The sequence below is a fragment of the Streptococcus halotolerans genome (genome assembly GCF_001598035.1).
Lineage (GTDB): Bacteria > Bacillota > Bacilli > Lactobacillales > Streptococcaceae > Streptococcus > Streptococcus halotolerans.
The window spans coordinates 1,919,332-1,944,381 of sequence record NZ_CP014835.1 but is presented as its reverse complement, the minus strand read 5'-3'; the positions used below and the strand labels follow the sequence as shown (position 1 = coordinate 1,944,381).

26 protein-coding genes, 1 tRNA gene and 1 pseudogene are annotated in these 25,050 nt (G+C 39.9%); 5 read left to right on the top strand and 23 right to left on the bottom strand.

The features are described from left to right. Positions 1 to 34: 34 nt before the first annotated feature. The 5 genes from A2G56_RS08910 to A2G56_RS08890 form a co-directional block, all read right to left on the bottom strand. Positions 35 to 490, bottom strand: a complete 456-nt coding sequence (locus A2G56_RS08910; protein ID WP_237334408.1) for a cyclophilin-like fold protein — start codon at positions 488 to 490, stop codon at positions 35 to 37. Further along, positions 487 to 861 (bottom strand): stress response transcriptional regulator NmlR, encoded by a 375-nt coding sequence (gene nmlR, locus A2G56_RS08905; RefSeq protein WP_062711704.1) that lies wholly within the window; start codon positions 859 to 861, stop codon positions 487 to 489. Before nmlR ends, A2G56_RS08910 begins: the two co-directional genes overlap by 4 nt. A 254-nt stretch (positions 862 to 1,115) precedes the next feature. After that, complete coding sequence (locus tag A2G56_RS08900) at positions 1,116 to 1,442, bottom strand: carboxymuconolactone decarboxylase family protein (protein ID WP_062711701.1); 327 nt, start codon at positions 1,440 to 1,442, stop codon at positions 1,116 to 1,118. A gap of 26 nt (positions 1,443 to 1,468) precedes the next feature. After that, the gene (locus tag A2G56_RS08895) at positions 1,469 to 1,879 is read right to left on the bottom strand and encodes a cupin domain-containing protein (RefSeq protein ID WP_062711698.1); all 411 of its coding nucleotides are present in this window, start codon (positions 1,877 to 1,879) and stop codon (positions 1,469 to 1,471) included. A 56-nt stretch (positions 1,880 to 1,935) separates the two neighbouring features. Beyond that, on the bottom strand, positions 1,936 to 2,499 hold the full coding sequence (locus A2G56_RS08890; protein ID WP_062711695.1) for a DapH/DapD/GlmU-related protein: 564 nt from the start codon (positions 2,497 to 2,499) through the stop codon (positions 1,936 to 1,938). Between the two features lie 136 nt (positions 2,500 to 2,635). Between A2G56_RS08890 and A2G56_RS08885 the strand changes: the two genes are divergently transcribed. Further along, a complete protein-coding gene (locus A2G56_RS08885) occupies positions 2,636 to 3,523 on the top strand; it encodes a LysR family transcriptional regulator (RefSeq protein WP_062711692.1) in 888 nt (295 codons plus the stop codon). A gap of 283 nt (positions 3,524 to 3,806) precedes the next feature. On the opposite strand, the gene A2G56_RS08880 is transcribed toward A2G56_RS08885, so the two are convergent. The 8 genes from A2G56_RS08880 to A2G56_RS08845 all read right to left on the bottom strand — a co-directional run bounded on the left by A2G56_RS08880 (position 3,807) and on the right by A2G56_RS08845 (position 11,791). Continuing rightward, positions 3,807 to 4,652: an SDR family oxidoreductase gene (locus A2G56_RS08880; RefSeq protein ID WP_062711689.1), complete on the bottom strand. Its 846-nt coding sequence runs from the start codon at positions 4,650 to 4,652 to the stop codon at positions 3,807 to 3,809. 21 nt (positions 4,653 to 4,673) lie between these two features. Next, on the bottom strand, positions 4,674 to 5,192 hold the full coding sequence (locus tag A2G56_RS08875) for a DinB family protein (RefSeq protein ID WP_062711686.1): 519 nt from the start codon (positions 5,190 to 5,192) through the stop codon (positions 4,674 to 4,676). A 10-nt stretch (positions 5,193 to 5,202) separates the two neighbouring features. Then, positions 5,203 to 6,729: an ABC transporter permease/substrate-binding protein gene (locus tag A2G56_RS08870; RefSeq protein ID WP_062711683.1), complete on the bottom strand. Its 1,527-nt coding sequence runs from the start codon at positions 6,727 to 6,729 to the stop codon at positions 5,203 to 5,205. Then, on the bottom strand, positions 6,722 to 7,450 hold the full coding sequence (locus tag A2G56_RS08865) for an ATP-binding cassette domain-containing protein (RefSeq protein ID WP_062711679.1): 729 nt from the start codon (positions 7,448 to 7,450) through the stop codon (positions 6,722 to 6,724). The genes A2G56_RS08870 and A2G56_RS08865 overlap by 8 nt, the downstream gene beginning before the upstream one ends. Beyond that, on the bottom strand, positions 7,443 to 7,898 hold the full coding sequence (locus A2G56_RS08860) for a MarR family winged helix-turn-helix transcriptional regulator (protein ID WP_062711677.1): 456 nt from the start codon (positions 7,896 to 7,898) through the stop codon (positions 7,443 to 7,445). Before A2G56_RS08860 ends, A2G56_RS08865 begins: the two co-directional genes overlap by 8 nt. Before the next feature lie 840 nt (positions 7,899 to 8,738). Then, the gene (gene trxA / locus A2G56_RS08855) at positions 8,739 to 9,056 is read right to left on the bottom strand and encodes a thioredoxin (protein ID WP_062711674.1); all 318 of its coding nucleotides are present in this window, start codon (positions 9,054 to 9,056) and stop codon (positions 8,739 to 8,741) included. A gap of 109 nt (positions 9,057 to 9,165) precedes the next feature. Continuing rightward, positions 9,166 to 10,203, bottom strand: a complete 1,038-nt coding sequence (locus A2G56_RS08850; RefSeq protein ID WP_062711671.1) for an NADH:flavin oxidoreductase/NADH oxidase — start codon at positions 10,201 to 10,203, stop codon at positions 9,166 to 9,168. Between the two features lie 745 nt (positions 10,204 to 10,948). Beyond that, on the bottom strand, positions 10,949 to 11,791 hold the full coding sequence (locus A2G56_RS08845; RefSeq protein WP_062711668.1) for an undecaprenyl-diphosphate phosphatase: 843 nt from the start codon (positions 11,789 to 11,791) through the stop codon (positions 10,949 to 10,951). Between the two features lie 181 nt (positions 11,792 to 11,972). On the opposite strand from A2G56_RS08845, the gene A2G56_RS08840 reads away from it, so the two are divergent. The 3 genes from A2G56_RS08840 to A2G56_RS10515 all read left to right on the top strand — a co-directional run bounded on the left by A2G56_RS08840 (position 11,973) and on the right by A2G56_RS10515 (position 14,681). Further along, positions 11,973 to 13,541, top strand: coding sequence for an ABC transporter substrate-binding protein/permease (locus A2G56_RS08840; RefSeq protein ID WP_062711665.1), 1,569 nt, complete (start codon positions 11,973 to 11,975; stop codon positions 13,539 to 13,541). Continuing rightward, complete coding sequence (locus A2G56_RS08835; RefSeq protein ID WP_062711662.1) at positions 13,534 to 14,274, top strand: amino acid ABC transporter ATP-binding protein; 741 nt, start codon at positions 13,534 to 13,536, stop codon at positions 14,272 to 14,274. Before A2G56_RS08840 ends, A2G56_RS08835 begins: the two co-directional genes overlap by 8 nt. 287 nt (positions 14,275 to 14,561) lie before the next feature. Next, positions 14,562 to 14,681, top strand: a complete 120-nt coding sequence (locus tag A2G56_RS10515) for a putative metal homeostasis protein (RefSeq protein ID WP_017768991.1) — start codon at positions 14,562 to 14,564, stop codon at positions 14,679 to 14,681. A gap of 158 nt (positions 14,682 to 14,839) precedes the next feature. Here the strand turns inward: A2G56_RS10515 and tnpA are convergent. The 6 genes and pseudogenes from tnpA to A2G56_RS08805 form a co-directional block, all read right to left on the bottom strand. Beyond that, a pseudogene (gene tnpA, locus A2G56_RS08830) lies at positions 14,840 to 15,305 on the bottom strand (IS200/IS605 family transposase). Positions 15,306 to 15,498: 193 nt separating this feature from the next. After that, positions 15,499 to 16,386, bottom strand: a complete 888-nt coding sequence (locus tag A2G56_RS08825; protein WP_062711659.1) for an SPFH domain-containing protein — start codon at positions 16,384 to 16,386, stop codon at positions 15,499 to 15,501. Positions 16,387 to 17,285: 899 nt separating this feature from the next. Further along, a complete protein-coding gene (locus A2G56_RS08820; RefSeq protein ID WP_062711656.1) occupies positions 17,286 to 18,956 on the bottom strand; it encodes a DAK2 domain-containing protein in 1,671 nt (556 codons plus the stop codon). Next, on the bottom strand, positions 18,956 to 19,321 hold the full coding sequence (locus A2G56_RS08815) for an Asp23/Gls24 family envelope stress response protein (protein ID WP_062711653.1): 366 nt from the start codon (positions 19,319 to 19,321) through the stop codon (positions 18,956 to 18,958). Before A2G56_RS08815 ends, A2G56_RS08820 begins: the two co-directional genes overlap by 1 nt. A 121-nt stretch (positions 19,322 to 19,442) precedes the next feature. Next, positions 19,443 to 19,631: a 50S ribosomal protein L28 gene (rpmB, locus tag A2G56_RS08810; RefSeq protein WP_062711650.1), complete on the bottom strand. Its 189-nt coding sequence runs from the start codon at positions 19,629 to 19,631 to the stop codon at positions 19,443 to 19,445. Positions 19,632 to 20,035: 404 nt separating this feature from the next. Beyond that, on the bottom strand, positions 20,036 to 20,917 hold the full coding sequence (locus tag A2G56_RS08805) for a class II fructose-bisphosphate aldolase (RefSeq protein WP_062711647.1): 882 nt from the start codon (positions 20,915 to 20,917) through the stop codon (positions 20,036 to 20,038). A gap of 338 nt (positions 20,918 to 21,255) precedes the next feature. Here A2G56_RS08805 and A2G56_RS08800 point away from each other — a divergent pair. Then, positions 21,256 to 22,514 (top strand): ISL3 family transposase gene (locus A2G56_RS08800; RefSeq protein WP_099091483.1). Its coding sequence is split into 2 segments (ribosomal slippage): positions 21,256 to 22,435 and positions 22,435 to 22,514, totalling 1,260 coding nucleotides; the frame shifts between segments, so codons are not numbered across the junction. A gap of 68 nt (positions 22,515 to 22,582) precedes the next feature. Here A2G56_RS08800 and A2G56_RS08795 read toward each other — a convergent pair. The 4 genes from A2G56_RS08795 to lrgA form a co-directional block, all read right to left on the bottom strand. Next, positions 22,583 to 22,668 (bottom strand) — tRNA-Leu (locus tag A2G56_RS08795). Between the two features lie 51 nt (positions 22,669 to 22,719). Beyond that, positions 22,720 to 23,640 (bottom strand): alpha/beta hydrolase, encoded by a 921-nt coding sequence (locus A2G56_RS08790; RefSeq protein WP_062711645.1) that lies wholly within the window; start codon positions 23,638 to 23,640, stop codon positions 22,720 to 22,722. Positions 23,641 to 23,847: 207 nt separating this feature from the next. Next, on the bottom strand, positions 23,848 to 24,555 hold the full coding sequence (gene lrgB / locus A2G56_RS08785) for an antiholin-like protein LrgB (protein ID WP_062711643.1): 708 nt from the start codon (positions 24,553 to 24,555) through the stop codon (positions 23,848 to 23,850). A 12-nt stretch (positions 24,556 to 24,567) separates the two neighbouring features. Further along, positions 24,568 to 25,020, bottom strand: a complete 453-nt coding sequence (gene lrgA, locus A2G56_RS08780; protein WP_062711641.1) for an antiholin-like murein hydrolase modulator LrgA — start codon at positions 25,018 to 25,020, stop codon at positions 24,568 to 24,570. Between the last annotated feature and the right edge of the window lie 30 nt (positions 25,021 to 25,050).

Here is a 25,050-nt window from a genome sequence, read left to right as displayed (position 1 = left end):
CACTTAGAGTCTACTCCAACTCAAGTGCTTTATTTCATTTTCTGATTGATAAAGTTACTAAAACTTGCGGCTTATCCAATAACGCTACTAGGTCTAAATGATCACCTGAGAGTTTACCTAACTTGGTATAAGTCCAAGAATGTTGACCGTGAAAGATAACCAGCTTGTCACTGTTATAAAGCATGATATCCCCAGCCTTAGCAGTTTGCGGCTTATCTTGACTAGGGAGTTCAATCCCTAAAGGGCCAACTTGCTCAAAACGACCATAAGCCGTTAACCGTAGCTCAAGTTCACCTTCCAACAAGCGTCTCTCAAGTTCTTCAACTGCTGCATTTTTCTCCCAAGTGACTTCTACCGGTTTTTGGTCAATCTTTAGTTGAATCTTATGCACAGCAACCATGTCTTTTTCTACCTCACTGTTTTTCTGACTGCAAGAAGCTAATAGTAAGATTAGCGGAACGATTATCACTAGTCTTAATAACACTCTCATCTATCTTTTATCTCTGTCTCAAACGTAGGAGATTGGTAATGTTGAATTTTAAGATTTAAACGATCAAGTGCTTGACCAAGTTCATCATAGCGCTCCTGCATTTTTTGATGCTCTTCTTGTAAAATTTCAAGGCGTGCCTGACGTGTTTTATCTCCTTCTTGATAGAGTGCCATATACTCAATCAAACTTTCTACAGAAACGCCTGCCGCTCGAAAGCATTTTACAAACGCTAAAGCATCCAAATCAGTCTGTTGAAAATCACGAATGCCTGAAGTAGTTCTTGGTATCGCTGGCACCAGACCAATACGTTCGTAATAGCGAATGGTATCCGCACTTAGACCTACAAGTTCTGCTGCTTTTTTGATATTCATAGAATGCTCCTTTTATTGTTTGTTTTCAATTACCATTTCTGTTGTCACATAAGATTTTAACAGCCATCAACTCAAGTCCCTAGTTACACTCCGTTTAAAATAGCGTAATGGCTAGCCACTAGCGAGGCTTGACTAGCTAAACAGGCCTTTCAGATTTTCTCCGAAAGACACATAGACTTATCAACCAACCAAGGGAAAAATAATTATGAATGCTCAATAGCTTGCTGCTCTCCCAGAATGTGATGACATATTTCTTAGTTTGCCCAAACCTCCTTCGCTAAACGAAAGGCTGCCCATGCTTTTGGCCAGCCAGCGTAGAAAGCTACATGTGTTAAGGTAGCAGTGATTTCTTCTTTGGTCACACCATGATTTTTGGCATTTTGCAAATGATAGGTTAGTGAACGATCTGTCACACCAGATGACATGAGAGCAACTACTGTAATAATGCACCGGGTTTTGAGCTCTATGTCCTGATTATTCCAATTTTCACCAAATAACACATCATCATTGAAGTGAGCAAAATCTGGTGCAAAGTCGCCAAGCTGGTCGCGTCCAGCAGTTTGTTTGATTGTTTCTACCATATTGAAACTTCTTTCTATTGTCTAGATCATTTCGGTGATGTTGCTTGTGCAGCGATATACTCTTGATCACTCACAGGTTCAAACCACTCAGCTCTACCAGCAGTTATCGCCACGTGACTAAACCAGCTATTTGATTTAGCACCATGCCAATGTTTAACACCTGCCTGTGTAACAACAACATCTCCGGCCTTTAGTAGTTGAGCTGGTTTTCCCTCTTCCTGATACAAGCCCTCCCCATCGGTCACTAACAATAGTTGATAGCCGTCCTGGTGGGCATGCCAATTATTGCGACAACCTGGTTCAAAAGTAACATTGGCAATAGCAAATTGCTTGTCTGGTGCCTGAGCCAGCGCTGCTAGATAAGATTGTCCAGTAAATACCGAAGCATAGGCTTCGTTAGGTTTCCCTTTTGGAAAAATTGGTTTAAATACTCCCATTTTATTTCCTCCTCTTTTCCTAGGATACACCTTGAAGTCAACTCTAAGTCAAGTGTTTACAGCTGTTTTATGACTCTTGCAGGAATACCGGCTACAAGTGTATTGTCTGGAACATCCTTGGTCACCAAGGCGCCTGCTGCAACGACTGCATTTTCACCAACGGTCACACCTGGCATAATCGTTGCGTCAGCACCTATCCAGCAATTTCGTTTGAGTGTAACCGACTTGAGCTCTAATTTATGCCGGTCACTAGGTTTCAAAGGATGGTTAACCGTCAAAATCTTAGCACGAGGGGCAATGAGGACATCATCTTCAATGGTAATCCCACCCAAGTCTGTCATAAAAACATCCATGTTGACATAAACACGTTTGCCAAAGCTGATGTGGCGTCCAAAGTCTGTCTGAAAAGGGACATTAATGATTGTTGTCGGATCAATCTGATCTTGAGTTATTTTTTCTACGAGAAGACGTGCTGAGTCATAAGTTTGCACCTGTGTATTAAGTTCTTGGATCAAGGGTTTGTTTTCTTCTTGAATCTGACTAATAATGGTGCGCAAACCATCTGCCTCAGGTACCAGTTTGCCAGTATTTAAAAAGGGTTTAAAGCTCTGATCAATCATAAGTATCTCCTGTTTTAGATGTTAGGATTAGTGTATCAAACAAGAACAATCATAACAAATACTTATATAAAATACTTTATATGCCTAAAAAGCATGGTATAATAACTGTCAAAGAAAGGACCTTTAATACTAAACAATGGATATTCGTGTACTAACTTATTTCGTAGCTCTCGTGCAAACAAAATCGATTTCTAATGCTGCCGCTGCCCTCCACATTACCCAACCCACCCTATCGCGTCAACTCAAGGACCTAGAAAAAGAGTTGGGAACTGTTTTGTTTTACCGGGGTAGTCGGGAAATTCAATTAACAGATGATGGCCAGTACCTCTATAATCGAGCCATTGAAATCCTCAATTTAGTTGATAAAACACAATACCATCTTCAGCAACAAGAAGGCATCTCTGGTGAACTAACCATCGGAGCTGCTGAAAGCCAGTCGCTTGATGTCATTGCCAAAGCTGTCACCAAATTAACAAGCAAGTATTCGTCAACTAGCATCCACATCCGTAGTGGAAACGCTGATCAAGTCTATGAAGATTTGGACCAAGGGCTACTGGATTTCGGCATTACTATTGGAGACTTTGATCGTCGTAAATACAATCATATATCGCTGACGAACAGAGACCGTTGGGGGGTCCTTATGCCACGACAGCATCCCTTAGCTGAAAAAGGTATCGTCAATCTGCAAGATGTTCTTTCTTATCCACTATTAGTCTCTGCCCAGTCCTCTGTTGATCGCAGGATGTTTGCTGGTTTGGGTGATTATCGCATTGTCGGTAGCTACAACCTCATCTATAACGCGGCTCTACTTGTCAAAGCAGGAGCTGGTATTGCACTGGCCTTAGATGGCCTTATTGACACCTCCTCTGAACATAGTGACTTGACCTTTCGATACCTTAATCATGACAACCATGATGGGATCCAAATACTTTGGAAAAAACAGGCTATCTTATCTCCGGTCGCTAAACGATTTTTAGAAATCCTCAAAGGAGACATCCTAAATGAGAAAGAAATGCCTCATTAATGGATAATCTAGTAAAATGAGATACAAATAGTCCAGTGATGAGATAACTTTTACCTCTGCTTCTCTACTCATCGAAGTGCTAGTCTATTGAGAAGACAGGGATCCAGACTAAAAACCTCAAGAAAAACATCGTCCAATCGCGATACTTTTCTTGAGGGAATTTTGCTCTAGTCTTGCTTCAAATAGCTATAAACAAACCTCGAACCACTTGGCTCGAGGTTTGACTTAGTGTAGTCTTTTTTGATTTCCTACTCAAGAAACTTCTCCCTGAAGTAGGTATTTATCAATGATTAAAATCCATTTGTGAATTCAAAAATTCTGTTAAAGAAGTTGCTGGTCGTCCTAGAACACGTTCGATGTCACTAGAAACAGCTTCTAACTCTCCTTTTGCAATGGCAGTGTAGGTTGACACCCAGCTATCATATTCCCAGTCTTCTGCTGGCCAAGCTTTTCTAGAATCATAGGCTTCTTCGAGTGTCTCTTCCACATATGAGATTTCTTTTCGCCAAGCTCTGCCTACTATTTCAGCAATTTCAGCCATAGACAAGCTTTCAGGCCCCGTCATATTAAGGACTTGATTTTCAAAGTTTTGAGGATTTTGCAAAACCTCGAGAGCAACCGCTGCGACGTCCTCACGAACAACGGCTGAAACTTTGCCATTACCAGCTGGACCCTTGATTTCGTCATATTCTCGACATAATTCAACAAAGAAATCCATATAAAAATTATCTCGGATAAAGGTATAGGTGAGACCTAGTTCTTTGATATAGGCTTCTGTTGCCGCATGATCACGTGACAAGGTAAAGGTAGCATCCGCCGATGCTTGGCAGAAACTAGTATAAACAATATGCTTAACACCTGCACTCTTAGCAGCATCTAATAAGGCTTTATGCTCAGCCACACGTTCAAGAGATTCACGCGCCGACACCATAAACAGAACATCAGCACCCATCAAAGCATCTATCGTTGTCTGACTCTTATCATAGTAAGACTCGTAAATAGTCATGTGCGGCAAATCCTCAACTGCTTGAGGTCGACGAGCCAGTAGTCGGGCAGATATTCCTTTTTGTGACAAATCTCGTGCTAAAAGCGTTCCCAACTTTCCAGTTACACCTGTAATTGCTAACATGTTTCTTCTCCTTTAGCTTACCTAATCCTTTAGTCCCAGCAACCGTCTTGCATAAAAAACTTGTCCTGAATGCATAGTGATGTCATCCAGCGTAGATACCAATCGTACGCCACGAGTGACAGCTGGTGTCCAAGAATCATCAACAATTTCATTCAAATTTGCTTCTTGTAGCGACTGAATATACTTGACGGCGGCAGTTTGGACTTCTTTAAAGTAAGTAAATAAATCATCCAGATTAGCAACTCTAATCTGTTGCGCTTCTTCTAAAGTATGAAGCCAGCTTGGGCTGGAACTTGATGGTAATTTTTGCTCCCACCCGTTTTTCTTAAGTAGCGATTCTTGATCTGCCAATTCAGCAATCTGAATATCCAAGACCAAGGCTGTGTGCCAGAGCAACCAAGCCATGGACTTAATCTGTGGTGCCTTATCAGCAACTGGAAAGCTATTCGCTTGCTCCACGCTGACCTCTTGAAAAGCCCGTTCAAATCGAGCCACTGCACGGTTTAAATCATCAATCAATAAATCTTTAAAGTTTGTCATATGTCTTCTTCTATTTTTTTAGCAATCCTTCTTTTTCCAAATAATCATGCGCTACCTGTGCTGCATCTTTTCCTTTAACGTCCACTTGATAGTTCATCTCAGACATTTCGGTTTCGGTGATTTTACCGGCTAGTTGTTTGAGGATTTTCTTAAGCTCTGGATGTTCTTTCAAGAATGCTTCTGTCATCAATGGAGCGCCCTGATAAGGCGGAAAGAGCTGCTTGTCATCTTCTAAAATGACCAAATCATACTCCTTAATCTGACTATCCGTAGAATAGGCATCGATGATATTGACATCACCGGTCTGAATCGCTTGGTAGCGCAAAGCCGGCTCCATCGTATTGACCTTAAAATTCAGACCATAAAGATCTTGTAAACCTGGGTAACCATCTGGTCGGTCATTGAATTCCAAAGAAAATCCTGCCACTAGCTTGTCTTGCACAGTTACTAAATCAGAAATTTTGGACACATTATTTTCCTGAGCAAACTTCTTGGTAACGGCTAGGGCATAGGTATTCTGATAAGCCATCGGCTTTAGCAGAGCCAAGCCATCTTGTTTTAAAATCCCATCACGGGCTGCGGTATAAACCTCTTTGGGATCATTAGAGAGTTTCGGAGGATTTTTCAAAAGACTACCTGTCACCGTCCCCGTAAATTCGGGGTAAATATCGATATCACCTGATTTTACGGACTCATAAAGGAAGCTAGTCTTACCAAAGCTAGGCTTAAGGTCAACCTTGAGGTCACTTTGATCCTCAATCAGCTCCTTGTACATGTTAATCAGAATCTCGGGCTCAGCCCCTAGTTTTCCAGCAATAACGACGGTATCATCACGGTGGCTAAGGTTTTTAAAAATAGTTGGCGCATAGGTCATCAAAAGCCCAAAGACCATGACAGCAAAAGAAAGCAGAATGGTTCTTAGCTTTGCTTTTTCCAAAACTTTCAAGACGGCATTAAAGAGAATAGCCAAAATAGCCGACGAAATCGCCCCTATCAGGATAAGCGAACTGTTATTACGATCTATCCCCAACATGATAAAAGAGCCTAATCCACCAGCACCGATAAGAGAAGCCAAGGTTGCCGTTCCGATAATCATAACAGCAGAAGTCCGTATCCCTGACATAATGATTGGCATACTAATCGGCAGAATAAACGTTTTTAGACGTTCCCAACGATTTAATCCAAAAGCTGTTCCGGCTTCAATCAGGCTAGGATCAATACTCGCAATAGCCGTCACAGTACTCTGCATAATGGGAAAAATCGCATAGATAACCAAGGCCACTACCGCTGGTAAGGTACCAATCCCCATAAAGGGAATAAAAAGACCTAAGAGCGCTAATGAAGGAATCGTTTGAAAAACACCTGTCACCTGCAAACTAGCTTCTGCCCAACTTTGACGCTTACTAAGGAAAATAGCCAGGGGCACAGAAATTAGGATAGCCACCAACAGGGCAATCAAGGAAATCTGTAAGTGCTCTACAAGAGCTGTCAACCAGTCACCAAATTTGGCTTGGAAAGTCACAATCAAATTAGTCATGGCGAACACCTCCAAATAATTCAGCTACAAAAGCATCTGCTGGTTGATCAAGGATTTCTTGCGGACTAGCGAGTTGAACCAGTTCCCCTTGATTGAGCACAGCAATACGATCAGCCAACTCCAAAGCTTCGCGAACATCGTGCGTGACAAAGATGGTCGTCATCCCAAACTCTTCATGCAATTCTTTAGTCAAAAGTTGCAACTGCTCACGACTGATCGGGTCTAGGGCTGAGAAAGGTTCGTCCATCAGCAAATACTCTGGTTCATGAATAATGGCGCGTACAATACCAACACGTTGCTGCTCCCCACCAGACAAATCCTTAGGATAACGATTGAGATACTTACTTGGTGTCAAACCAACGCGTTCTAAAAAGTATTGGGATCGCTCCTTGATTCGCTCTGGTGGCCATTTTTTCATCTTAGGGATAAGGGCAATATTTTCAGCGACTGTTAGGTTAGGAAACAGAGCAATCTGCTGCAAGACATAGCCCATGGAAAGACGAAGTTGTCGTAAATCTAGTTGACTTTGCTGAGTGCCATCGATGATAATTTTGCCATCTGTTAAGTCAATCAAACGATTGAGCATTTTGAGAATCGTTGTTTTCCCAGAACCAGATGGTCCAACCAAAACCAAAAATTCGCTATCAGCTATCGTAAAGCTCTGTTTTTTAAGGACAACTTTGTCACCAAAAGACTTGCTGACATAATCAAATTCAATCATACATTTTCTCCATTTCCTGTTTGAGGGCTGCATTGTATTTTATAGTCAATTTATTCAATAAATCTTGCTCATCTTTTGAAAGTTCGGCTGCTGCCCGATTCTCCATAAATGATATTTTTTGATAAATTTCTTCGGCCCAGGATTGACCTTCAGTAGTCAAGCGAATAAACTTATGGCGTTTATCTCTTGGATTTTCCAACAATTGAAGATAACCTTTTTGTCGCCAAGATTTAATGGCCGCGTTGACCACTTGTTTGGACGAGTAGGTTTTTTGTGCCAACATTTTTTGAGTAATATAGTCTCCCGTCATCTCAGGATAACGTTTAATCCAAAATAAAATCTGCATAGACTTTCGTTGTAAACCGTATTGACGGGCAAACCATTCATAAAGACTGAATTGTTCATCCATACTCCTAATATAGGGATTAAAAGTAAGATTTCTCGTCATAATGACTCCTTTAGTCAAATTCTTTTACTATATTGAGTTTAACTAATTGCTTTTTATTAGTCAAGTGTTTTGACTAATTTTATCTCAAAAACTAATCTATTTTTACAAAATCAGGTCAGAAAACTAAGTTACCCCTCACTCTCACACAAAAGCATCTTATAACATAATCCTTTTTACATGCGGTCCTATAAGACAGGAAGACCCCTGTGTAAAAAGTTGAATCCTATACTTACCACCACTACTGGAGTGTAGAACGCCATAGCAATGCTAGTCCAGCTTCTTCAGCTGATTCAAAGACTCTTTGGTAAAATAGAGTAAATTTCCCTTGATTCTGCCGGACTCATCTTGCCTAACCATAGTTATTATAGAGTTGCTGAGCCATATGGCACACTTGATGTTCTCTCTAAACTCGGTTAGCTTTTTGTCTGATTAAGCCATTAGGGGCTACTACCTTTGGCTAACTGGAGATTAACTACGAAAACCTCAATCACTGTTCGTTGTCATAAAAGGAGATCCTAACTAGCCAAAATAATCGTTCAATGCCTTGATCTCTTCACTGATAGCTAATACTCACTGAACATCAAAAGTAGATTAGACGACGCCGATGCATATAGAACTGAAGTTCATCAAATCAAGCTAACAATGCTTACTTTTGATTTTCGAAGACTATAAGTCTTTTAACAGTTATAGGTGCTTCTAGCACTGCTTAGCGCATCAGGATATATGATTATAACAAAGTTCCACTACCTTTTTTGATCAAGTTGCTTCACTAGGCTACCGCAAGCATGATGCCAGCAACCAAAAGAAAAAACGAGCACTCAGGCCCGTTTTTAGCTTATTTTATGCGCTTAATTCTGCAACAATAGCTTTGATTTGATCTTTAGTATGGACACCAGCAACTTGCTTAACCACTTGCCCATCTTTTTTGAAAAGAAGGGTTGGGATTGACATAATGCCAAATGATTGTGCTGTGTGTGGATTTTCATCAACATCCATTTTAACAATTTTGAGTTCATCTTCATCAAACTCTTGGGATAATTGCTCCAAGATTGGCGCTTGCATAAGACATGGGCCGCACCATGTTGCCCAGAAGTCTACCAAAACGAGACCTTCTGCCGTTTCCTTTTCAAAACTTGCATCAGTTACCACTTGTGTCATATCTTACCTCTTTCTTTTTAGGACATCAAGCAAAGCTAGCTTCCTAACGGTTAATGTAAAGCTATTTTAACGAATTCTTAAGGAAGTTACAACTATTTGCTACGCTCATTTAGGTGACTTGACCACGCTTATAAGAATGATTATAAACCTCGTAGTCATGATCATGAAGTATGGCTGCTGCATCTGCTAACCAATTGACATTGCGCAAAATGCCCCGCCCAAGTAAAATCAAATCTGCTTGACCATTTTGTAATAAATACTCTGCTAAGCCAGGATTATCCAAAAGACCAACAGCTGTTACTGGAATAGAGACAGCTTCTTTCATTTTAGCAGTAAAGCTTGCTTGATAACCACTATGAATTGGAATATTAGGACCAACATTCATAAGACCGCCTGTAGAAATATCCAAACAAGCTACCCCCAGTTCTTCCAACCATTTCCCCAGTTGTTGGTAATCTTTGATGGTATTTTGGACACCAGTTTCATCATAGGCTGACATAGACAAACGCACCCAGATTGGTTTCAAAAAGACCTTCTTAATCTCTTCAATCACTTCTTTCAAAAAACGGAAACGGTTTTCGAGAGAGCCACCGTATTTATCGCTACGTTGATTAGATTGAGGCTCCAAAAACTGATTAATCAAATAACCATGTGCTCCATGAAGTTCAATCATGTCATAGCCTGCTTTATCAGCCCGTTTAGCCGCTTCCACAAAGGCTTTTTTGACACGTTCAATATCTTCTAAAGTCATCTCACGCGGCACTCTGTAATCACTGCCATAACCAATGGCACTTGGTGCAATAGGATCAATAGCATCATGGGCTTTGCGACCGCCATGTCCTAGTTGGACACCCACTTGCGCCCCTAAATAATGTAAGTCATCGACAATCTCAGCGAGGGCATTAGCCTGCTCATCCGTCCAAATCCCTAAGTCACGGTTAGTCAAACGTCCATCAGCCTCAACCGCCGTTGCCTCTTGAATGATAAGACCAACTCCAGCAATAGCACGCGCTCCGTAATGGGCGCGATGGAAAGCCGTTGGAAGGCCGTCCTCCTTGTGAACTTCATACATGCACATCGGCGACATCACCACACGGTTTTTTAAGGTTAATCCTGCCATCTCGACAGGTGAAAGCAACATTGTCATTGTCTAGCCTCCTCTTTCCGTCTACAATTGTCATTATTCTAGCACAATCCTACCAAAACGTCAGTTTTTTGCTATCAAAAGGCTCTAGAACAGATTCCCTTAATGAATTCCTTCTTACCCTAAACAGTAGGTCATCATTGAAAAATCTGTATAACAGTCTCCATACAACCAGTGAGCCGTGCTTCCTTGACAAAGCGCAATATAAAGACCTAAAATATCTAGCGCTTATCGCCTAAGATGATCTTACCAGTTCTTGTCGTTCTAGCATTGTTTGATACAACATTTTCGCACTTCCTCTCTGGAGTTAAATATTTTTTACGAATACGACCTTCTCCAAAGGGAATATCTTAAACAATGGCAGGATGAACTCCTTCTCTAGCACACTAAAAACAGAGATGATTTTGAGCTCTTGGAAGACAGCTTCTTCCCGTGAAGGCATTGGAAGTAATTATTGCAAATGATATTGTGGTCAATTGAAACAAAAAAGGACAACAACTAAAAAAAGTATTGTCATTAGGCAATACTTTTCGGCTTGTTTAATAAAATCTAGTGATTATTCCATATCAAGATGATATTGCGATTGTACTGTTTTTGTTTCATTCCAATCCGACTTGATCACAAACGAATCAAACTAACATTCAAGGGACTGAACCCTGCGATACAGAACTCACTCCTTGTCTTAACAGAGAATCCCCAAACTTTAAGCGTCATTTCAACAAGGAGGAATTTTAACTCCCCATTGATATTATAAAATGACAGCCTTGACTAAGGCATAAAGAATGAGAATAATCCCTAAAACAATACGATATTTACCAAAGACAGTAAAATCATGTCTCTTAACATAATTTGTCAAGAACTTAATTGCGTAAAGACTGACGAGAAAGGCAGTAACACTAGCCACCAAGAGGATCAGCACTTGTGGCATATTAAGAACATTACCATCAATAAAAAACTTAACAGCTTTCAAGCCACTGTAGCCAAACATGGTTGGAATAGCCAAGAAGAAGGTAAAGTCTGCCGCCACAGAACGACTGGTCCCTAAAATAATGGCTCCTAAAATCGTAGCGCCCGAACGGCTAGTCCCTGGGACAATGGCAAGCACCTGGAAAACACCAATAAACAAAGCTGTCTTATAAGACATCCTTGCCAAGTCAGTCACTTTGGGCTCTCTCGTTGCATTACGCTTCTCAATCACAATAAAGGCAATACCATAGACAATCAAGGCAACCGCTACTGGAAACATAGCATTAAAATGACGCTCGAACCAATCATCAAAAGGTAGAGCAACTAAAATTGATGGAATACAAGCTATGACAACTTTTAACCAAAGCTGCCAAGTTAACTGAATGTCTAGCTTCGTTTTTCCAGGTTGAAATGGATTTAAACGTTCGAAATAAATAACAATAACGGCTAAAATAGCCCCTAATTGAATCACAATATTGAACATATCAACAAAGTCTTTTGACTGGTTGAATGCAAGAAATTCTTGAACTAAAATGAGATGACCTGTACTTGATACAGGAAGCCACTCTGTGACACCTTCGACAATGCCAAAAAAGATAGCCTTTAAAATTTCTATGATTAGCATGCAAACTCCTATATTTAAACTTGTCTTCTATTATAACAAAACATCCACAAAAATGGCGCAGCAACTATTATTATTAAACGATTATTGCATCATTATTCTTCATTTTAAGTGATTTCATATTGAAATAGACTCTGGTTTCTTGTAAAATGGAGAAGACACAATAAAAAATGAGGAGTCTTTCATGAAAAAGATTTTTTTAGGCTGTTTTGCAGCTTTACTCCTATTATTCGGAGGAGTAACAAAAGCGCAAGCAGATGAGTACTTGCGTGTCGGGATGGAGGCTGCCTATGCCCCCTTTAACTGGACGCAAGATGATGACTCAAATGGCGCTGCGCCAATTGAAGGAACTAAGCAATATGCTAATGGGTACGATGTCCAAGTAGCACAAAAGATTGCTAAACGCATGGGTAAAAAACTCCTTGTTGTTAAGACAAAATGGGAAGGTCTCGTTCCTGCCCTGACTTCAGGCAAAATTGACATGATTGCTGCAGGTATGAGTCCTACTGAAGAACGCAAAAAAGAAGTTGCCTTCTCAAATAGTTATTATACTAGTGAGCCAGTCATTGTGGTCACCAAAGATGGTGATTATGCTAATGCAACATCCATCAAAGATTTCAAAGATGCTAAAGTGACGGCCCAACAAGGGGTATGGCATGTCGACCTTCTTGCAGATTTAAAAGATGCTAATCCTCAAACACCTATGGGAGACTTCTCTCAAATGCGTCAAGCCCTCTCTTCAGGCGTTATCGATGCTTACATCTCTGAACGTCCAGAAGCCCTGACTGCCCAGGAAGCTAACAGTAAATTTAAAATGCTTACCTTGAAACCTGGCTTTAAAGTTGACGAGTCAAACGCTGCTACTGCTGTCGGTATGCGTAAAGGAGATAAGCGTATATCGCAGGTTAATGACGTGCTCGCCACTATTTCTGAAAGTGATCGCATCAAACTGATGGATAAAATGATTGCCGAACAACCTTCGGATAATAGCGATGACGAAGCTGCTAAGAGTTTCTTTGGGCAGGTTGCTGATATCGTCAAAAACAACTGGGAACAATTGCTTCGCGGTACCGGTATCACACTCTTGATTTCCATTTTAGGGACTGTCATTGGGACTATCATTGGTCTCTTGATTGGTGTCTACCGTACAGCTCCTAAAGCCAGCAACAAGGCTCTTGCCATTCTTCAAAAACTCTTTGGTTGGCTACTCAACATTTATATCGAAATTTTCCGTGGCACTCCGATGATTGTACAATCCATGGTTATCTATTATGGAACTGCCCAAGCCTTTGGGGTCTCTCTTGACCGTACCCTAGCTGCTATTTTCATTGTTTCAATCAACACAGGTGCCTATATGAGTGAAATCGTGCGTGGTGGTATCTTTGCCGTTGATAAAGGACAATTCGAAGCCGCTACTGCACTTGGTTTTAACCATAACCAGACCATGCGTAAAATTGTCTTACCACAAGTTATCCGCAATATCTTACCTGCTACTGGTAATGAGTTCGTTATCAATATCAAAGATACTTCCGTATTGAACGTTATCTCCGTTGTGGAACTTTACTTCTCTGGGAATACTGTCGCAACACAAACCTACCAATATTTCCAAACCTTCACAGTTATCGCCGTTATCTATTTCGTATTGACCTTTACTGTGACCCGTATCCTTCGATTCATTGAGCGTCGTATGGACGTCGACACTTATACTACTGGTGCTAACCAAATGCAAGTTGAGGAGGTGGCACATGACTAATCCTATTTTAGAAATCAAACATCTCAAAAAATCATTTGGTAACAATGAAGTTCTCAAGGACATTTCATTAAGTATCAATAAAGGTGAGGTTATCTCTATCATCGGTTCATCTGGTTCCGGTAAGTCAACCCTCCTTCGTTCGATTAACTTATTAGAGATTCCAACAGAAGGTAACATTATCTATCATGGTGAGAATGTTCTCGAAAAAGGCTACCCACTAACCACTTATCGAGAAAAACTTGGTATGGTATTCCAATCGTTTAACCTTTTTGACAATCTAAATGTTTTAGAAAATGCTATTGTGGCGCAAACGACTGTACTAAAACGCAGCCGTCCTGAAGCTGAAGCCATTGCCAAAGAAAACCTTGAAAAAGTCGGTATGGGAGAACGCTATTGGAAGGCTCGTCCTAGTCAATTATCTGGTGGACAAAAGCAACGTGTGGCCATCGCTCGCGCTCTATCCGTTGATCCAGAAGCCATCTTATTTGATGAACCAACTTCTGCTCTTGACCCAGAAATGGTCGGCGAAGTGCTTAAAACGATGCAAGATTTAGCTAAATCAGGCCTAACGATGATTATCGTAACTCATGAAATGGAATTCGCTCGTGATGTTTCTGATCGTGTCATTTTCATGGATAAGGGAGTCATCGCTGAGGAAGGATCGCCACAACAAATTTTTGAAAATCCGCAAGAAGAACGCACTAAAGAATTCTTGAAACGCTTCTTGAATTAAAGATAATATCAGAGAGTTGACATAGTCAGCTCTTTTTATCTGCTATCAATTAAAGACAACAATCTTATGCTTCTAATAACCTTCGAAAATCAAAAGCGGGGGTTACTGACTTGGTTCGATAAACTTCAGTTCTATTCGCATCATCATCGCCTGGTTTGCTTTTGGCCTTCATTGAGTATAAATAAAGGTAATTGTCAAAATGTCATCACAAAATACTTTACCGGTTAACTATTTTATGTTATCATGAGATAGTCATTGCAATGACTACTTTTTATAAGGAGGAAACCATGGCAGAAAAAACAGATCTTTCATCAGCCTACCGTCGTCTTAAAAGTCCAAATATCAAGACACGTAAACGTGCTCTTAAAATCATCCACGACTTCAAACGCAGAGGCAAAAGTAACTAATACTATTATGTCATCAATCATGACCACCCGTCTAACGGGTGGTTTGAACCGGGGCTATAAGCCCACATTACCAGCCAGCGCCTAAAGACGCTGGCTTTCACTTTGTTCAAGCCTCACTGCTCTTGACCCGTCGCTAGCCTCTCAAAGAGGCAGTGGTACTACTTGCCACTATCCCTAAAGGGATCTTCATACTCTTTCACACTCAACTTATCTAGTGCTATATCATGCTTCTCTTGTTCTTGAATATATTTCTTTATCGTGGCTTCATTGAGACCGACCGTACTCACGTAATATCCCTCTGCCCAAAAATGGGCGGTTCCCAAATTTATATTTTAAATTGGCGTGTTTATCAAACATCATTAAGGCACTTTTACCTTTTAGGTATCCCATGAAACTTGATACACTTATTCGTGGTGGGATGCTCACTAGCATATGAACATGGTCTGGCATCAGATGTCCTTCTATAATTTCTACCCCCTTATAACTGCATAATCGGCGAAATATCTCGCCCAAACTGCTTCTATTTTGATGATAAATGACTTTTCGTCTATACTTAAGGGTAAACACAATGTGATATTTACACATCCATTTTGTGTGTGATAAACTATGTGCCTTTTGTGCCACATCATTATCTCCTTTCGCTTTACAGTAGGCTTGAACACCTTTATTGTATTGCGTTTGGAGATTTTTTTGTATAACAGTCGATGCGCACCCGCATAGCGGGTGGTTTATTTGTCTCGCACCTATCGGAGCGAGACTGGGCTTAAAGCCACATAACCAAAAAAGACAAGAGAAACACATCTCTTGGCTTTTTAGTTTACTTATTTGCTTTTAAAGCTGATAATACCTGAGTTCGAATATCATCGACACCATTAGGTGTATTGGGTAAAAAGATGGTTTGATTACCATTTGCAGCGAAAGTATTGAGTGTATCAAGGTATTGATTGGTTAAAAGGATAGACATGATTTCTTCCTCATTCAAACTAATATTGGCATCCTTAAGTTCTTGAATAGAGTCTGCCAACCCATCAACAATAGCCTTACGTTGTTGGGCAATACCTACCCCATGTAGACGGTCTTTTTCAGCTTCAGCTGAAGCTGCTGTAACAATCTTAATTTTATCGGCTTCTGCTAACTCCTGTGCGGCCACACGTTTACGTTGAGCTGCATTGATTTCATTCATTGACTGCTTAACTTCAGCATCTGGCTCAACCTTAGTAATCAAGGTTTTAACAATGATATAACCATAAGTTGACATTTCTTCAGCAACTTGATGTTGTACTTCCAAAGCGATTTCATCTTTTTTCTCAAACAATTCGTCCAAGGTTAATTTAGGAACTGATGAACGCAAGGCATCCTCAATATATGATTTGATCTGTGCTTCAGGTTTCATCAATTTGTAATAAGCGTCAATAACATTTTGCTCATTGACGCGGTATTGAGTAGCAATATTAAGTGTGACAAAGACATTGTCTTTTGTCTTTGTTTCAACAATAATTTCACTTTGAAGTAGACGTAATTGCACACGCGCAGCAATCTTATCAATACCAAATGGTAATCGCACATGAATGCCACTAGTCGATATGGTTTGATATTTACCAAAGCGTTCTATAATAGCCACCGACTGCTGTCTGACCACATAAAGTGTACTAGCAATTATGGTCAAAACAATAATCAAGATGACAAGCGGAAAAATAAGTGCCATAGTAACAGTTCCTCCTGAAACGTTTAATACTATTATTATATCAAGTATGAAAGCAGTGTCAAATATCCACCTAATAGTTATTGAAAAAATAAGAAAATAATGGATTGGTTAGATATAATATCTATTTTCATTAAATAAACTTCTAATGTAAAAACGATAAACACATCAAACCATTTCTTTCATCTATCAACCAAACCTCATATCCTCTTGTTATTGTAAGAGCAATAAAAGACTAATTCATCAAGCCATTACTAACAAATGTCAAAGAGACAAGTTTCCCACCACTACGAAATACTGATAAGGCTAACTCATAACAGAGTAAAGCTTGGTTTATCAGACATTTCGAACAACTTGATTCCTGTTACTATTAATAGTAGAATGAAAATAGAGAAAATAAGGCTACGGGACAATGTCGCACTTGTCGTTTATTCTACTACTGACATAGTAACCATTCATGATGAAATGCTATGTCATTAATTCTTAGAAAGCTCATAGATAATGTTAAGGTTAGATGTCATTTCTATTTTCTTGCAATAGTCCATTATTCAATTACTCTTGTAATTAACACATATAGGTGACAACTACCTTTTGGGACTTTAGCATTTTGAGCCCCTTATCCACTACGTACGCCTTACTATCACGTTTTTTTCTGTTCGTAGTGTCACGATTTCGCCATGCCTTCCTCTGATGGTTTCAGTTTCTAGCGTCAGACCTAAGACAGTCTATCCTCAGACTATTTCAATCTGCTACCTCCTCACGATAGTCCAGCTCGGAAATCGTTATTGACTTCACCGACAACTGGTGCCCTCAGAGGACTTTCACCTCAGATTTATGGCATGCCTGTCGTACCCAAAAAGCCTGAGTGCCAAATGACACTCAGACTTTTTTATTCATAATCATCATTCAACGCTCATCAAGTAAGGGTAGACAGGTTGGCTTCCAGTATGGATCTCAACTTCTACATCTTCATGAGTTGCTTCAAGCTTGTCAGCAATTGACTCTGCCAATTCTTGCTCTCCATCTTCCCCAACGTAGATGGTTACAATTTCACTATCTTCATCTAACATTTTTTCAAATGTCGATAAGAGAGCCGCTTCCATATCAGGGGTGGAAACCAGAATTTTACCATCAACCATTCCCAAAATATCATTTTCATGAATTTCAAGACCATCGATTGTCGTATCACGAACAGCCAAGGTGACGCTACCACTAACAACGTCAGATAAGCTAGCAGACATAGCCACTACGTTATCCTCCAAAGTTTTAGAGGGATCAAAAGCTAAAAGACTCGTCAAACCTTGTGGTACGGTACGAGATTCCACAACTGCTGCTGGGATGTCCACGACATCTGCTGCTGATTGAGCAGCCATAAAGATATTTTTATTGTTTGGTAAGATAATAACATTCTTAGCATTAACTTCTTCAATAGCTTTAACAATATCTTCAGTTGATGGATTCATTGTCTGACCACCAGAAATAATATAATCCGCACCCTGCGCTTTAAAAATATCTGCCAATCCTTCTCCAGCTACGACTGCGATCACGCCATACTCTTTTGTTTCCTTCGGAGTTACAGACGCTTCTGAACTTGTTCTCTCAAGAACTTCATCATGCTGATTACGCATGTTATCAACTTTAACTTTAACAAGAGACCCGTACTTTAAGCCTTCTTGCATAACAAGTCCTGGATCCTCAGTATGAACGTGTACTTTGACAATTTCATCGTCATTAACCACTAGAAGTGAGTCACCAATACCACTCAAATAACCTTGAAATTCTTCATAATTAAATTCTTTAACATGTGTTGGACCTTTACCAAGCGCTACCATAATTTCAGTACAGTAACCAAAAGTAATATCTTCAGTCGCTACATGACCGGCTACGGATTTATGGTGTTCAGCGTTAATCATCTCAGACATAGTTGCAGGCGTTGCTTGGAAGTCTTCTGAAGATAAATAGTCACCTGTCAAGGCTGCCAAAAAACCTTCGTAAATGTAAACGAGTCCCTGACCACCAGAATCAACCACTCCTACCTCTTTAAGAACGGGAAGTAAATCAGGCGTTTTTAAAAGAGCCGCTTTTGCACCATCAACTGCTGCACGCATTACTTCAGTAGCATCATTTGACACTTCAGCCTTATTTTTCGCTGCTGTTGCGGCACCACGTGAAACTGTCAAAATGGTTCCTTCAACAGGCTTCATAACGGCCTTATAGGCAACTTCTACACCTGATTGAAAGGCATCAGCTAAAGCTTTACCATCTAGTTCATCAAGGTCTTTAATACTTTGTCCAAAACCGCGAAACAATTGTGAAGTGATAACACCTGAGTTTCCACGAGCACCCATCAATAGACCCTTAGACAAAATCTGACCAACCTGGCCGACAGTTGTCGCAGGCTTATCAGCAACTTCCTTAGCTCCATTATCCATAGTCATCCCCATGTTTGTCCCAGTGTCACCATCTGGAACTGGAAAGACATTTAAGGAATTGACATATTCAGCTTGTTTACCAAGACGTGTAGCTGCTGCTTGAACCATTTCTTGGAATAAACTTGTTGTAATATTTGACACTACTCTTCTCCTACAACCTTGATATTTTGAACATAAACATTCACTGTTTCAGCTGAAATGCCTAGTTGATTTTCTAAATTAAACTTGACACGTTCTTGAATGTTTTTGGAAACCTCACTGATTTTCACACCATAACTCATTACAGTGTAAACATCTACGGAAATTCCTGATTCTGTTGATTTGACAACAACACCTTTTGCGTAGTTTTCTTTACGAAGAAGGGCTTGGAAATTGTCTTTAATAGCGCTTTTACTAGCCATACCAACAACACCAAAAATCTCTGTTGCCGAACCCCCAACGACTGTTGCAATAACATCGTCTAAGAGTTCAATTTGACCATCTTTTGTATTGATTTTTACAGTCATATTCACTACCTCAAAAAGTTTTTATCACTTCATTTTATCATAATAGAGAGACTTTGTAAAAAAAGATAATACTTTGAGGAAATAAAAAAGCTAGATGACAAACATCCAACTTCTTTAACTATTAAACGCGCTCAACTTTACCTGATTTAAGGGCACGAGCTGAAGCCCAAACTTTTTTAGGTTTACCGTCAACAAGAACAGTAACTTTTTGAAGATTTGGTTTTGCTGTACGTTTTGTTTTGTTCATCGCGTGTGAACGGTTGTTAGCTGACATAGTCTTACGACCTGTAAAATAACATACTTTAGCCATTTCGTGTTTTCCTCCTACGTAGAATATGTTTGGATGTGCTAGCACCACATACCTTACTATTATAGCAGAAACCCAAAAACAAAACAAGATATTTTTATCATTCTTTTGGTTTTCTGAAAAATAAAATGAAAGTGTTACCTTAAATACAACAGGTTCTATTTGTTAAGAGCTGGATTGATGAAAAGTGTTAGGGCTAGCCCCAATCATGCTTAAACAATTGACAAAAACAGTAAAAAAACTCCGTCAAAAATTGATTCCTAACAAAAAAGGAGCCATGTTTAGATTCTGAATTCTCCATACAGTTTTTAACTTCATTCTAAATGGCATTTGAAATTGGACTACTATCTAAAACTTTTGACGACAAAAAACCAACCTTACGGCTGGTTTTAGTCATAAATCTTAAATTAAGCTTTATCTGCTGATCCGAAGACGTCGATACGTTCTTCAACAGCACCTTGAACAGCTTTGAAACCGTCAGCAAGGAACTTACGTGGGTCGAAGAGTTTCTTACCGTCATAAGTTGCTTCGTCTGCATCGTAGGCACGAGCAAATGCACGTGTCGCATTAGAGAAGGCGATTTGGCTTTCAGTGTTAACGTTAACTTTAGCAACACCAAGTTTGATAGCAGCTTGGATTTGATCATCAGGAATACCTGATCCACCGTGAAGTACGATTGGGAAACCAGGTACAGCTTCTGTCAATTTCTTCAAGTGGTCAAGATCAAGACCTGCCCAGTTTTCTGGGTATGGACCGTGGATGTTACCGATACCAGCAGCCAAGAAGTCGATCCCAGTTTCAACCATAGCTTTAGCGTCTTCAACTGGTGCAAGTTCTCCGCTACCAATGATACCGTCTTCTTCACCGCCGATTGTACCAACTTCAGCTTCTACAGAAACACCTTTAGCGTGTGCCAAAGCAACAACTTCTTTAGCTTTTTCAAGGTTTTCTTCGATTGGAAGGTGTGAACCGTCAAACATGATTGAAGTGTAACCAACTTCGATACACTCAAGTGCATCTTCATAGTGACCGTGGTCAAGGTGAATAGCAACTGGTACAGTGATACCCATTGACTCTACAAGGTTAGCAATAAGTGATTGACATACTTTGTAACCACCCATATATTTAGCAGCACCCATTGAAGTTTGGATAAGAACTGGAGCTTGTTTAGCTTCTGCTGCGCGCAAAATAGCTTGTGTCCATTCAAGGTTGTTTGTGTTAAATCCACCTACAGCATAGCCGTTGTCACGAGCTGCTTGGACGAATTTTTCTGCTGAAACGATTGCCATTATAAAGGCCTCCTCTATATTTTTGGGGATTATTTCCCCTTTACGCTCTATATTTTAGCACAAATGAGGTTAAAAAACCAGTTTTCTTCTAAGTTAAGCGTTTTCTAAATCAAAAGAATGAGAAATATATCACTTATTATTAGACCCTGACCAACCCTTGCTTTAATAACCGTAAGAAATGACTACGTTAACCAGTGTTTTAGCTAACAAAAAAGGCTCTATAATTTCTGTAGTGGGTAAATTCCCCTCGGAGATTATGGAGTCTTTTTGAATATAGCAAAAAAGTCCCATATGACTTATAATGAAAAGCAACCAAACCACTCATTAGAAAGACTCATATGGAACAATTAGATTATATCAAAGAGTCGCTTGACATTAAAGACCCTAACATCACTTTTGAAAAGACATTTGACAAGTTTTTCACTCACAGAGAGTATCATGCCAAGTTAGATGATGATCCCCCGCAATGCCCTGTTTGTCAAGGAAAAATGACAAAGTACGATTTCCAAAAGCCTTGCAAAATTCCCTATCTGGAAATGGCGGGTTGTAAAGTACTGATTCGTCTCAAAAAGCGTCGCTTCAAATGTCAAGCGTGTGGGAAAATGGCTGTCGCTAAGACCTCTCTGGTCAGAGAAAATCATCAGATTCCCAACATCATTAACCACAAAATCACCGACAAACTCATGAGTCGTGAGGCAATGACAAAAATCGCTGAAGACCTGTCTGTCTCTGTCTCAACCGTCTATCGGCAACTCAACCGCTTTGAGTGCAAGACCGATTTAACCTGGTTACCTGAGAACATGCCGTGGGATGAATATGCTTTTAAGAAGGGAAAGATGAGCTTTATTGCCCAAGATTTCGATGCTAACAAGATTATCGCTATCCTTGATGGGCGGACGCAAGCTGTCATCAGAAATCATTTTTTGCGGTATTCTCACAAGGTGCGCAGTCGTGTCAAAGTCATCACCATGGATATGTTTAGTCCCTACTATGACATCGCTAAGCAACTGTTTCCTAAGGCGAAGATTGTTCTCGATAGGTTCCACATTGTTCAACAGTTATCTCGTGCCATGAACCGTTTCCGTATCCAAATCATGAACCAATTTGAGCGTCAATCTCACGACTATAAGGCCTTAAAACGTTACTGGAAACTTATCCAACAAGATAGTCGTAACCTAAACGATAAACGGTTTTATCGTCCAACTTTTCGCATGCATTTGACCAATCAAGAGATTGTGCAACGTCTTTTGAGCTACTCTGATGAGCTACGTCACCACTATGAACTCTTCCAATGCCTTCTCTTTCATTTCCAAGAAAAGCAGGAGAAACACTTCTTTGAACTCATTTCTGATACCATCAAACAGGTCCATCCCATCTTCAAGACCGTCTTGTCAACCTTTCTAAAAGACAAAGAGAAGATTATTAATGCCTTGAAACTACCTTATTCCAATGCAAAACTAGAGGCGACCAACAACCTTATTAAAGTCATTAAGCGAAATGCTTTTGGCTTTAGGAAGATGAAAACTTCAAAAAACGGATTTATCTTGCTTTGAACACAACAAAAGAGAAGACCAAACTAGTCCTCTCTCGGTGTTAGCTATAAGTCAACCCACTACAGTTGACAAAGAGCCACAAAAAAACCAAGCTGAAGACTTGGTTTCACTATGCGGAAAGGGGGACTTGAACCCCCACGACCTAAAGCGGTCACAGGATCCTTAGTCCTGCGCGTCTGCCAATTCCGCCATTTCCGCTGTTCTTAACAACAAAAATTATTATAACAGCTGTTAAGAGAAGTGTCAATACTATTTTTGATATTTTTTCAAAAAATCCTTAATTTTTTGGCGATAGGTTTTGGGATCTTTTTCGAAAGATTGTGCATGTTTGGCACCTTTGGCAATATAAAGTTCTTTTGGTCCTTGGCTAGCTTTAAAATTGTCATAAACCATATCTGTCAGCACAAACTTATCAGCATCTCCATGAATAAATAATACTGGTAAGTCATTTTTAGCTAACTGTTTAACCGAACTAGCTTCTCCATAAGTGAATCCAGCTAACAGTTTAGAAATACCTGATACCCCATACAAAATTGGAAATGGTTTTAAGCCATACATGTCTTTAGCTTGATAAGAAAGTTCTTCCCAAACGCTTGTGTAGCCACAATCTTCTATTATAGTTGTGACTTGTTTAGGAAGTTCTTCACCACTAGCCATCATGACCGTCGCGGCACCCATAGAAACACCAAAGAGAGTGATTTTCTGTTTAGGATTCCCGGTAATTAAGCTATTGGTCCACTTAATCACATTATCTTTATCATTCCAACCGTAGCCGATAATGTTCCCTTGACTGTCACCGTGGGCGACATTATCAGGTATTAGAACATTGTAACCCAACTGATGGAACATATAGGCGTATGGTTTCATGTCTGATTTATCATTGGTAAATCCGTGAACAACAATAACCGTCTTGTCTGATTTTTTCTCAGCAGGAACATACCAAGCAACTTGTTTTAACCCTTGATTAGTTAAGTAACGCTTTTCTTTAGGTAAGCGATTGAAGGCTTGTTCGTCTTGATAAAGTGAACTGTTTGGCGTGCGAGCTTTGTTGTTGATAAAGTCTTTTTCAGAACGGAATTGTGCCACATAGAAAAAGTAGGCACTAGCGCCAGCTGTCGTTAATAAAACAAGTGTCACCAAGATGATGAGACTAATAATCCATTTTTTCATACTCTTATTGTACTGAGAATTTCCCAAAAAGAAAAGACCTGCGACTTAAAGCTAAAAAAATTCATTTCATTTTGAGCAACGAAAAACTCTCAGCAATCTTTACTAAATCCACATTGCTAAGAGTTCTTTTTTGATCATTGAGTTTTGATCTTTCGAGGAGTCTGAAGATGTGTCCATCCCCCAAGAAAACTCATCTATGCTTCAGTCTTACATTAGGATGCTTCCAAAGATTGGAACAACAACTGTAACAATGACACCAACAAGTACAAGAGCAATCGACGCCATTGACGCTTCTACTTCCCCCATGTCTTGTGCCACTGAAGCACCGAGTGAATGCCCTGCCGTTCCAAGTGCGATACCACGCGCAATCGGATCTTTGATTTTAAAGCGTTTCAAGAGCGGTCTTGCTAAAGCATAGATGATAACAGCATTCAAGATACACGCTAGCGATGTTAATTCACCTGAACCTCCGAGAGCAACTGAAGTTGGCATAGCAATAGCTGTTGTAGCTGCTTGAGGCAACATTGACGCTGTCACTTGACGTCCCAAACCCATGATGGTTGATACCATATAAATACCATAAACAGCAACAATACTTCCCAAAGTGATGCCACCAACAATTTGGAAGCAATATTTTTTTAAAACATCACGTCTTTTATAAAGAGGAATCGCAAAGGCGATAGTTGCTGGCTCCAGAAAGAAACTAACAATCTGGCCACCTTTATTATACTCTTCAAAACTAATACCTGTCGCTAGAAGAGTCATAATCCCTAAGACCATCCCAACAAAGAGAGGGGCAAAAAGGAAGAAACCTTTTGACTTTTTAAAGAGGACTTGACCGATGAAAAAACTACTAATGGTGAGTAGGACACCGAACATTGGAGATTCTTTTAAAACGTCTACTAAAACAGCCATGTGACTACCTCCTTAGTTATTCCAGTATGAGTCGCTTGGTTTTAATTCACTTTGAACACTTGATTTTTTCTTAGCAAAATACTGTTTAACAGTTGTCACAAGAGTAACAGGATTTGCCGCCATAAGCACTTGAGTCATCCAACCAGTTGCCACCAAGAGAATCAACGTTGAAAGGAAGATTAAAAGAATATTGAGGATAAAGTGAGTTTTTAAAATACCAAAGGAATTCATTACTGAAATCCCAGCTGGCACAAAGAAGAGTCCAATATTATCAACCAAAGCTGTACCAGCTTTTTCAACTTGTTCTAACTTAATAACGTTGAAGGTCAATGCCAAGAATAATAAGATAAGTCCAATAACCGACGATGGCATTGTAAATGGTAGGAAAGTTTCAATCACTTTTGAAATAAGAACGATAAGACCGAGGACAACACTTTGATAGAGAACTGAGTAATGTTTTTTCATGAGTAACTCCTTTTCACTGTTTATCTTGCT